This window comes from Modestobacter sp. KNN46-3, assembly GCF_011039295.1.
This window is the reverse complement of sequence record NZ_JAAKGN010000170.1, coordinates 1-9,783: the sequence shown is the minus strand read 5'-3', so window position 1 is coordinate 9,783 and position 9,783 is coordinate 1. Positions and strand designations below refer to the sequence as shown.

General features: G+C 72.8%; 6 protein-coding genes. 1 reads left to right on the top strand and 5 read right to left on the bottom strand.

The genetic code is table 11. The annotated features are described in order from the left end of the window. Positions 1-2,704 (bottom strand): S8 family serine peptidase (locus tag G5C62_RS23055; RefSeq protein WP_164702835.1); only part of this gene is annotated, 2,704 nt, incomplete at its 3' end. A gap of 449 nt (positions 2,705-3,153) precedes the next feature. Continuing rightward, positions 3,154-4,755 (bottom strand): phosphoglycerate dehydrogenase, encoded by a 1,602-nt coding sequence (gene serA, locus G5C62_RS23050; protein WP_036340020.1) that lies wholly within the window; start codon positions 4,753-4,755, stop codon positions 3,154-3,156. A gap of 159 nt (positions 4,756-4,914) precedes the next feature. Between serA and G5C62_RS28770 the strand changes: the two genes are divergently transcribed. Further along, positions 4,915-5,916 carry a hypothetical protein gene (locus tag G5C62_RS28770; RefSeq protein ID WP_052091594.1) on the top strand — a complete coding sequence of 334 codons (1,002 nt, stop codon included), beginning with the start codon at positions 4,915-4,917 and terminating at the stop codon, positions 5,914-5,916. A 96-nt stretch (positions 5,917-6,012) separates the two neighbouring features. Here G5C62_RS28770 and ilvC read toward each other — a convergent pair whose 3' ends face one another. From ilvC to G5C62_RS23030, 3 genes are all read right to left on the bottom strand, one after another. Next, a complete protein-coding gene (ilvC, locus tag G5C62_RS23040; protein WP_036340023.1) occupies positions 6,013-7,038 on the bottom strand; it encodes a ketol-acid reductoisomerase in 1,026 nt (341 codons plus the stop codon). Between the two features lie 71 nt (positions 7,039-7,109). After that, complete coding sequence (gene ilvN, locus G5C62_RS23035; protein WP_036340025.1) at positions 7,110-7,634, bottom strand: acetolactate synthase small subunit; 525 nt, start codon at positions 7,632-7,634, stop codon at positions 7,110-7,112. Between the two features lie 88 nt (positions 7,635-7,722). Next, a complete protein-coding gene (locus tag G5C62_RS23030; RefSeq protein WP_036340028.1) occupies positions 7,723-9,684 on the bottom strand; it encodes an acetolactate synthase large subunit in 1,962 nt (653 codons plus the stop codon). Positions 9,685-9,783 lie beyond the last annotated feature (99 nt).

Genomic DNA, 9,783 nt, shown 5'->3' with positions numbered 1-9,783 from the left:
CGTGCGCGGTGACCCCGAAGTACAGCCACGGGTCCGCCGGGCTGGCTGCCACGTCGGAGGCCACCCCCACCATGGCCAGGTCGACCGACCGTTCCAGCTCGGACTTGTAGCAGTCCGGGAGGGCGGCGTCGGCGCACCGGGGCATCTGCGGGCTGCGGCCCAGGCCCTCGAAGGCGGTGGCCAGCGAGGTGTAGGACGTCGGCTCGAACGCCGGGCCGTTGCTCACGCCCCGGCCGACCAGGGTGATCGAGGTGCCGCCCTCCCGGTCCTGCGCGATCAGGTTCGACGCCGGCTCCGGGTTCGCGTGCACCGGCACCCGGAGCGTCGGTGCGTCGCCCTTCTTCGGGGTGAGCACCACCCGGCCACTGGCCTCGCCCAGGAACTGCCGGCCGTCGTCGGTGACCATCGTCGGGTCGGCCACCTTGCGCAGCTGGTCCCGCTTCACGGTCAGGACGACGTTGACCACCGTCTTGGTGTTCGGCGCGACGTGCACGACCGAGGGCTCCACCCGGTAGCTGGCACCGGGCTGGTCGACCAGCGCCTCGTACCGCAGCTTGTAGCCGACGGTCCGGTCGCTCTTGTTGGAGACGGTGATCTGCTCGTTCCGCACCAGCTTCGGGTCGACCGCCTCGATCACGCCGAAGGAGGCGGACACGACGCCGGAGCCGGCGTCGGCGTAGGCCAGCACCTGGTTGTCCAGGGCCGCCCGGGCGTCGATGCGGCCGGCGCCCTGCCGGTTCGGGCCGTAGACGACGCCCTCGGCGGTGTGCACGTCGTGGACGGCGGTGTTCATCAGGTCGGCCTTGACCTCCTCCGTCGTCCAGTCCGGGTGCGCGGCGCGGATCAGCGCGGTGACCCCGGAGGTGACCGGGGCGGCCATCGAGGTGCCGGACTGGCTGACGCCCTCGTCGCCGGTGCCGACCGCTGCGGAGTACACCGTCACGCCGGGCGCGGAGACGTCCGGCTTGAGGCCACCGGCCTGGCGGGTGCCGCGGGAGGAGAACGACGCGAGCAGGTCGATCTGCGCCGGGTCGTCGACGGTGGCGGCGTCCTTGAGGCTCGGGCCGAAGGTGACCGTCACCGGGCCGGCCTGGACGGCGGCGGCGAGCGCCGCACCGTCGGTCGCGGTGATGAGGATGCCCGGGATCTCCGGGACCCCGGTGATCCCGGTCTCCAGCAGGTCGTCGTCACCGATGATCATGAAACCGACGGCGCCGTGGTCACGGGCGTTGGAGCCCTTGGCCACCGAACCGCAGGCGAACCCGTCGGCCTCGATGAGGACGATCTCGCCGGTGTAGTCCCCGCTCCACGGGGCGCACCCGGTCGGGTCGTCCCCGGCCTCGGGCAGGACGACCGGGCCGGTCAGGTCGGGCTCGAGCTCGCCCGCCTCGTCGCGGTCGCTGTAGGCGATCGAGCGCAGGCCCGGCCGGATGCCGCTGGGGCCCCCGCCGGAGACGACCTGCCAGCCGTCGAAGATGCCGTAGCCGTCGTTGGACGCGGCCACGCCGATCCCGCGCGGGGCGTTGCCCGGCGAGCCGCCGATGTCGTAGCTGTCCCCGGCGTTGCCGGCGGACATGACGACGAGCATGCCGTGCTCCATCGCCTCGTTCGCGACCATCGCGTCGGCGTCGTCGGCCAGGCCGTAGTCCGAGCCGAGGGAGAGGTTGACGACGTCGAGGTGGTCGTCGATCGACCCGTCACCGTCGGGGTCCATCGCCCACTCCAGGGCCTGGATGGTGACGTCGGTCGAGCCGTCGCAGCCGAACACCTTGAGCGCGTACAGCGAGGCGTCCGGCGCCATGCCGGGACCGATGCGCAGCGCGCCCGGGTCGAAGGACTCGTCGTATGCGCCGGTGTAGGTCTGCCCGTCCGCGGTCACGCCGTAGCCCGCTGCGGTGCCGGCCACGTGGGTGCCGTGACCGTTGCAGTCCAGCGGGTTGTCGTCGGGCATGGCCACCGGCTGGTGGTCGGGGGAACTCGGGTCCGCGTTGTAGCTGTCGCCGACGAAGTCCCGCCCGCCGACGACCTTGGCGTTCGGGTAGACCCCGGCCGGGGCGGGGGCTGCCTCGGCGGCCTGGAGCGCCGCGTACTGGGCGACGTCGCCGCTGCCGCCGAAGTCGGCGTGGGTGTAGTCGATGCCGGTGTCGATGATGCCGACGGAGACGCCCTCGCCGGTGTTGCCCAGCGCCTGCCAGGCCTCGACGGCCCGGACGACCTCGGCGGCGCCGGTGTTGCTGGTCTCCTTCGGGGTGATCGCGTGCACCGCGGTGACCCCGGGCAGTGCGGTCAACGCCTCGTAGTCGCTGGCGTCCGCGGACACCGCGACGCCGGGCACGACCGTGGAGGCGGTGTAGAGCACCTCGGCGTCGGCCACCGAGTCCGGCAGGTCGGCGACGACCCGGTCGGCGGCGGCCTCGACCTCCGGCTTGGCGGCCCGCGCCGCGTCGGCGGCCTGCGCCTGCCCCTCCCCCTCGTCGAGTGCGTCGGAGTAGACCTGCGAGGTGCCGGTCTCGTCGATCTCCAGGAAGAAGGACGTCGGACCGCGCTGCGGCAGACCCGCCGGCCGCGCCTGGGCGGCCAGTTGGGACCTGAGCTGGTCCAGCTGGCCGGCGCTCAGGTCGGCCTGCCCCCGGTCGGCCACCGGTGCGGCGGGCGCGGCCAGCGCACCGCCGACGCCCCCCGTCGTGACCAGGGCGGCCGTCATGGCGACGACCCCCGTCCGGACGGCGACGCGTCGGCGTCCCGCCCGGTTCGTGTGCGTGCTGCTCGGACCCACGGGCACCCCTGTCAGTGATTCGTGCGGGAGGACCGCCCGGCCGATCACCAGGAACGGTGACCAACTGAGACGGACCAGTCACACGGTGCTCGCCGTGGTCGCCGGCGGCCAATAGGCCGTTCGGCGCAGCGCGGCCCGTCGCGCAGCGCATCTGCGCCGAGTTCTCGGGCATCGACCCGGCCTCGGAGCCGTCGACATCTGGACACCGGCGTGCCGCTCACCGTTCAGCGGAACGAGACCGGGCAGATGACACGTTGAGTCAGCCCTCAACCACCGTTCGGCCCAGTGGCCGGTGCCCGGATCGAACCCGGACACGACGAGGCCGCGTCGTCCCCGTGGGGACGACGCGGCCTGTGGTCGCGCGGGAGACGAGCGGGTCAGCTCGGGTTGAGGTCGGCGGTCCGGGCCTGCCCGGCGCCGATCCGCTGAGCGATGTCGGCCAGCAGCTCCCCGCTGACCGGGCTGTCGACGGTCACGGCCATCAGCGCCTCGCCGCCCTGGGTGGTGCGGCTGACCTGTGCGCCGGCGATGTTGACCCCCGCCTCGCCGAGCGCTGCCCCCACCGTGCCGACGACGCCGGGCCGGTCGGCGTAGACGAAGAACATCAGGTAGCCGTCGGCGGCCAGGTCGATCTCGAAGCCACTGACCTCGGTCAGCTTGGGCACCTGGTTCTTGCCGTAGAGCGTGCCCGAGACGGTCACCTCCGTGCCGTCGGCCATCGCCCCCCGCACGGTGATCAGGTTGCGGTAGTGCGGGCTCTCGGTGCTGCTGGACAGGGTGACGTCCAGGCCCCGCTGGTCGGCCAGCAGCGGCGCGTTGACGTAGGTGACCGGCTCCTCGACGACGTCGGAGAAGACGCCCCGCAGCACGGCCAGCTGGACGACGGAGACGTCGAACTCGGCGATCTTGCCCTGCACCTCCACGTGCACCGACTGGGCCAGCCCACCGGCGACCGCGGTGAACACCCGGCCGAGCTTCTCGGCCAGCGGCAGCCCGGGGCGGACGTCCTCGGCCACGATGCCGCCGGCCTGGACGTTCACCGCGTCGGGCACGAAGTCGCCCTGCAGCGCCAGGCGGACGCTGCGCGCCACGGCGGTGCCGGCCTTGTCCTGCGCCTCGGTGGTGGAGGCGCCCAGGTGCGGGGTGACCACCACGTTCGGCAGCCCGAACAGCGGGCTGTCGGTGCAGGGCTCCTTGGCGTACACGTCGATGCCGGCGGCACCGACCTGGCCGGACTGCAGCGCCTCGGCCAGGGCGGCCTCGTCGACCAGCCCGCCCCGGGCGGCGTTGACGATGATCACGCCGCGCTTGGTGGCTGCCAGCTGCTCGGCGCCGATCAGCCCGAGGGTCTCCGGGGTCTTGGGCAGGTGGACGGTGATGAAGTCCGACTCACGCAGCAGCTCGTCCAGGGACACCAGCCGGACACCGAGCTGGGCGGCCCGGCCGGGCTGGATGTAGGGGTCGTAGGCGATCAGGGTGACGCCGAAGGCGGCCAGCCGCTGGGCGACCAGCACCCCGATCCGGCCCAGCCCGACGACGCCCACGGTCTTCTCGGTGACCTCGACGCCGGTGAACTTCGACCGCGCCCACTTCCCGTCGCGCAGCGAGGCGTCGGCGGCCGGGATGTGCCGGGCGGCGGCGAGCAGCAGCGCGACGGCGTGCTCGGCGGCGCTGACGATGTTGGAGGTCGGGGCGTTGACGACCAGCACACCGCGCTCGGTGGCCGCGGGGACGTCGACGTTGTCCAGGCCGATGCCGGCCCGCGCGACGACCTTGAGCTGCGGCGCCGCAGCGAGCGCCTCGGCGTCGATCTGGGTTGCCGAGCGGATGAGCACGGCCGATGCGTCGGCCAGCGCGGGCAGCAGGGCGCCCCGGTCGGCGCCGTCGACGTGGCGGATCTCGACGTCGCCTCCCAGCACCTCCAACACGCTGGGCGCGAGCTCTTCGGCGATCAGGACGACGGGCGTGGTCGTGGTCACGACTCCACAGCGTAGGGACGCCGCCCACCACGCGGCGCGCCGGTGTCCACTGGTCCCACTGGGTGGACACACGGACGGACCCCCGTGCTTGCCCGGCCCTGCCGGCACCGCCAAGCTGGCGGCGAAGCGCCGGTACCACCGGCCTCGTCGGAGGAGAACATGAGCAGCGACCGGGACGACGCCCAGGGCCGTCACGAGACGACCCCGTTCGGCCAGCAGCCGGAGGGGGGAGAGCCGCCGCCGGCCCCGGGGAACACCGGCTCCACCGCGTTCGGGCAGGGCTCCCAGCCCGGGGAGCAGTACGGCCAGGAGCAGTACGGCCAGGAGCAGTACGGCCAGCCCTCGTACGGGCCCCCTACCGGCCAGAACCCGTACGAGCAGCCGGACCCGCAGTACGGCCAGGGCGGGACGGGTCAGCCCGGGTACGGCCAACCGCAGTACGGGCAGCCCCAGTACGGGCAGCCCCAGTACGGGCAGGGCCAGTACGGCGAGGGCCAGTACGGCCAGCCCCAGTACGGGCAGGGCCAGTACGGCCAGCCCCAGTACGGGCAGGGCCAGTACGGCCAACCGCAGTACGGCCAGTACGGGCAGTACGGCCAGCCAGACCCCTACGGCCAGCAGCAGTACGGCCAGCAGCCCTACGGCCAGCAGGGCCAGTCCTACGGGCAGTACGGGTACGGGGAGTCCCCGTCGACCGCCCGCCCCGGAGCGGTGATCACCGCCGCCGTCCTGGGCTTCGTGCTGGCGGCGTTCGGCGTCCTGGTCGGCTTCTTCCTGATCGTCTTCGGCGCTGCGGCCCTCGCCGGCGCCGAGGGCTTCGACGAGGAGCTCTTCTCCGTCGCCGGCGGCGGGCTCGGTGCGGTCGGCGGGATCTCACTGGCCTTCGGGCTGATCACCGTGCTGTGGACGGTGCTGATGATCTGGGGCTCGGTCTGGGCGCTGACCGGCCGCAACCGGGTCCTGCTCATCGTCGGCGGGTCGATCGCCATCGCGTTCACCGGCCTGACCCTCGTCGGCGCCCTCGGCGACGGGGACGGCGGCGCCATCCTGTTCTCCCTGCTGCTGGTCGCCGCCGCGGTCGCGACCGTCGTGCTGGTGTGCCTCAAGCCGGCCAGCCGCTACTTCGCCGCCCGCCGGGCCCAGCGGGCAGCGATCCGCTGACCCCTCCCCCGGACGCGACACGGCCCCCGCAGCAGACGCTGCGGGGGCCGTGTCGTGTCGGCCCCGGAGAGGGGGCCTGCTCAGCGGGGCGTTGCCTCAGCGGGCGGCGGTACCGGTGTAGTCGTCGCTGGCGCTGACCCAGCTCATCAGGCCACGGAGCTTGCGGCCGGTCTCCTCGATCGGGTGCGCCTCGGCCGCGGCGCGCTTGGCCTTGAAGTCCGGCGCACCGGCGTCCTGGTCGGCGATGAAGGCAGCGGCCCAGGAGCCGTCCTTGATCGCGGCGAGGACCTCCTTCATCGACTCCTTGACACGGGCGTCGACGACCTTCGGGCCGGAGGTGTAGTCGCCGTACTCGGCCGTGTCGCTGACCGACCAGCGCTGCTTGGCGATGCCGCCCTCGTACATGAGGTCGACGATCAGCTTGAGCTCGTGCAGGCACTCGAAGTAGGCGATCTCGGGCTGGTAGCCGGCCTCGGTGAGGGTCTCGAACCCGGCGGCCACGAGGGCGGACATGCCGCCGCAGAGCACGGCCTGCTCACCGAACAGGTCGGTCTCGGTCTCCTCGGCGAACGTCGTCTTGATGACGCCGGCGCGGGTGCCGCCGATGCCCTTCGCGTAGGAGAGCGCGAGGGCCTGCGCGCTGCCGCTGGCGTCCTGCTCGACGGCGATGAGGCAGGGCACGCCCTTGCCGTCGCTGAACTCGCGGCGCACCAGGTGCCCGGGGCCCTTGGGGGCGACCATGGCGACGTCGACCCCGGCCGGGGGCTTGATGTAGCCGAAGCGGATGTTGAAGCCGTGGCCGAAGAACAGCGCGTCGCCGTCCTGCAGGTTGGGCTCGACCGACTCGGTGTACAGCGTCCGCTGCACGTGGTCCGGGGCGAGGATCATGATCAGGTCGGCCTCGGCGGACGCTTCGGCGGGGGTGACCACGCGCAGGCCCTCGGCCTCGGCCTTGGCCCGGCTCTTCGAGCCCTCGGGCAGGCCGACCCGGACGTCGACGCCGGAGTCGCGCAGCGACAGCGCGTGGGCGTGGCCCTGACTGCCGTAGCCCAGGACGGCGACGGTGCGCCCCTGGATGATCGAGAGGTCGGCGTCGTCGTCGTAGAAGATCTCGGCGGCCATCTGGTGGTGCTCTCCTTTGTTCAGCGGAGGGCCAAAATCGCGACTTTGGCCCCTGATCTGGGGGTGTTCGTTCAGGCGGAGCGCTCGACCGGGCGCAAGGTACCGGCGCCGCTCATCGACCGCGGTCCGCGGCCCAGGGCGACGGTGCCGGACTGGGCCATCTCCTTGATGCCGAGCGGTGCGAGGACGGCCAGCAGCGCCTGCAGCTTGTCCGGCGTGCCGGTGGCCTCGAGGGTGACGGTGTCGGTGTTGACGTCGATCACCCGGGCGCGGAAGAGCTCGGCGGTCTGCAGCACCTGGGCGCGGTCGGCCAGCGGCGCGCGCACCTTGACCAGCAGGAGCTCACGCTGCACCGCGGCGGTGTCCAGCTCGACGATCTTGATCACCTCGATCAGCTTGTTCAACTGCTTGGTGATCTGCTCCAGCGGCTGCGCCTCGGCGTCGGCCACGATCGTCATCCGGGACAGGTCCGGGTTCTCCGTCGGCCCCACGGCGAGGGACTCGATGTTGAACCCGCGCCGGCTGAACAGCGCCGAGACCCGGGCCAGGACGCCGGACTTGTTCTCCACCAGGACCGAGAGCGTGTGACGGGTCAACGGGGGCCTTCTTCCTGCGAGCTGGTCGGCCCCGTCTCAGGGGCCCGCCGCGAGCGGAGCGAGTGGTGGGGGGAGAGGGGGTCCTTCATCAGACTTGCCCCTCCCCGAAGACCGGGCGCACGTCGCGCGCGGCCAGGATCTCGTCGTTGCTCTTGCCGGCGGCGACCATCGGCCACACCTGGGCGTCGGAGCCGACGATGAAGTCGATGACGACGGGCGCGTCGTTGATCGCCATGGCCTTCTCGATCACCGCGTCGACGTCGTCCTTGGACTCGCAGCGCAGCCCGACGCAGCCCAGCGCCTCGGCGAGGGTGACGAAGTCGGGGATCCGGACCTGCCGGGCCGTCCCCTCCTTGCCACCGTGGGTGTTCAGGTGGGTGTTGGAGTAACGCCCCTCGTAGAACAGGGTCTGCCACTGCCGGACCATGCCGAGGTTGCCGTTGTTGATGACGGCGACCTTGATCGGGATGCCCTCGATGGCGCAGGTGGCCAGCTCCTGGTTGGTCATCTGGAAGCAGCCGTCGCCGTCGATGGCCCACACGGTGGTGCCGGGCATGCCGTACTTGGCGCCCATCGCGGCCGGGACGGCGTAGCCCATCGTGCCGAGCCCACCACTGTTCAACCAGGTGCCGGGCTTCTCGTAGGAGATGAACTGGGCCGCCCACATCTGGTGCTGCCCGACCCCGGAGGCGTAGATGGCGTCCGGGCCGGCGATGGCGCCCAGCCGCTCGATCACGTACTGCGGGGAGAGCATCCCGTCCTCGGGCCAGTCGTAGCCCAGCGGGTACCGGGTGCGCCAGTCGTCCAACTGCGTCCACCAGGCGTCCAGGTCCGGGGTGCGCCCGGCCTCGTGCTCGGCGCGCAGCGCGGACACCAGCTCGACGATCGTGGCCTTGGCGTCCCCGACGATCGGCACGTCGGCCTTGCGGTTCTTGCCGATCTCGGCCGGGTCGATGTCGGCGTGGACGACGGCGGCGTGCGGGGCGAAGCTCGACAGCTCGCCGGTCACCCGGTCGTCGAAGCGGGCGCCCAGGGCGACCAGCAGGTCGGCCTTCTGCAGCGCGGTGACCGCGGTGACGTTGCCGTGCATGCCCGGCATGCCCAGGTTCTGCCGGTGGCTGTCCGGGAAGGCCCCGCGGGCCATCAGCGTGGTGACCACCGGGGCGCCGGTCAGCTCGGCCAGCTCGGCCAGCTCCTCGGCGGCACCGGCCTTGAGGACGCCGCCGCCGACGTAGAGGACCGGCTGGCGGGCGGCGGCGATGAGCGCCGCGGCCTCGCGAACCTGCTTGCCGTGCGGGCGGGTGGTCGGCTTGTAGCCGGGCAGGTCCAGCCGCGGCGGCCAGCTGAAGTCGGTGGTGGCCTGCAGCGCGTCCTTGGAGATGTCGACCAGCACCGGCCCGGGGCGGCCGGTGCCGGCCAGGTGGAACGCCTCGGCGATCCGCTGCGGGATCTCGTCGGGGTCGGTGACCAGGAAGTTGTGCTTGGTGATCGGCATGGTGATGCCGCGGATGTCGGCCTCCTGGAAGGCGTCCGTCCCGATCGCGGCGCTGGGCACCTGGCCGGTGATGGCGACGACGGGCACCGAGTCCATGTAGGCGTCGGCCAGCGGGGTGACCAGGTTCGTCGCACCCGGCCCGGAGGTCGCCATGCAGACGCCGACCCGGCCGGTGGCCTGGGCGTACCCGGTGGCGGCGTGCCCGGCGCCCTGCTCGTGCCGGACCAGCACGTGCCGCAGCGCGGAGTCGAAGAGCGGGTCGTAGGCCGGCAGGATCGCCCCGCCCGGGATGCCGAAGACCACCTCGACACCGACCGCCTCCAGGGACCGGACCAGGCTCTGCGCACCGGTGATCCCGGTGACCGGCTCGGCGGCCGCCTCGGCCATCGACCGGGCGGTCGTCTCGACCCCGAGGGTGGCCTGCGCGGCGGCCTCGCTGGGGGCCACCGCCGTGGCCGGCGCGGGACCCGCGCCGGGGGCGGGACCGGCCGCGGGGCCGGCTGCGGAGGAGGGAAGGGCCGCGGCGGTGCGGCCGGTGCTGCTGGTGGTGCTCATCTGGACGATCTCCCTGGGCGCGGGGTGGGGTGCTGCGGCGGACGCCTGTCGGTGGGCGGAGGGGCCGGCGAGGCGGTGCCCGGCCAACAAAAAACCCCT